Here is an 802-nt window from a genome sequence, read left to right as displayed (position 1 = left end):
AGCGGCTGTCGCCGGCGATCGGCCGGCCGATCGAGGCCATGTGGACCCGCAGCTGGTGCATGCGGCCAGTGTCGGGGCTCAGCTCGACCAGGGCCGCGCCCTCCCCCGCCGCCAGGGTCTTATAGCGGCTGCGGGCGGTCTCGGCGTCCGGATGGCCCGCCTCGCAGACCCGCATATAGGCCTCGCGGCCGATCGACTCGCGGCGCAGGGGCGCGTCGATCTGGCCGCCGCGCGGCTCGGGCGCGCCGGGGGTGACGATGGCCAGGTAGGTCTTGCGGAACCGCTTGCCCATCAGCGCCTTGCCCAGGAAGGTCGCCGCTGGCTTGGTGCGGGCGGTGAGGATCACCCCCGAGGTGTCGCGGTCCAGCCGATGGATCAGCCGGGGCCGCGGCCGGTCGCGGCGGGCCAGGGCCCACAGCAGGTCGTCCAGGGTATGGGCCTGGATGCGGCCGCCCTGGCTGGACAGGCCGGCGGGCTTGTTGAGCACGAAGACGCTGTCGTCCTCGTGGATCACCAGCGACCGGGTGAACGCGATCTCCGCCTCGGTCAGGACGACGGGCGTGTCGGAGGCCTTGGGCTTGGGGGCCAGCGGCGGACGGCGGGGCGGACGGTTCATGCCGGCTCTTCCTTGGGGGCGATCCACAGCGCGCGGGCGTTGAGGAACAGCCACAGCAGCAGCAGTCCGGCCGGCGCCAGGGCCCAGCCGCCGCGCGAGGCCAAGCTGGTCAGCAGGAACACCGCGAAGGCCAATGGCAGAACATAGACCAGATTAGCCATCGAGGCCCGCCAGTGCGGCGGGCGG

General features: G+C 72.9%; 2 protein-coding genes. Both read right to left on the bottom strand.

Translation table 11 applies throughout. From position 1 onward, the window contains the following. Positions 1-616: RluA family pseudouridine synthase (locus tag PMI01_RS06290; RefSeq protein ID WP_007665599.1), on the bottom strand; the 616-nt coding region annotated here is incomplete at its 3' end. Next, positions 613-802: hypothetical protein (locus PMI01_RS06285; protein ID WP_007665594.1), on the bottom strand; the 190-nt coding region annotated here is incomplete at its 5' end. The genes PMI01_RS06285 and PMI01_RS06290, both read right to left, overlap by 4 nt.

Origin of the sequence: Caulobacter sp. AP07 (genome assembly GCF_000281955.1) — a bacterium.
Lineage (GTDB): Bacteria > Pseudomonadota > Alphaproteobacteria > Caulobacterales > Caulobacteraceae > Caulobacter.
This window is presented reverse-complemented; position numbering and strand designations above follow the sequence as displayed.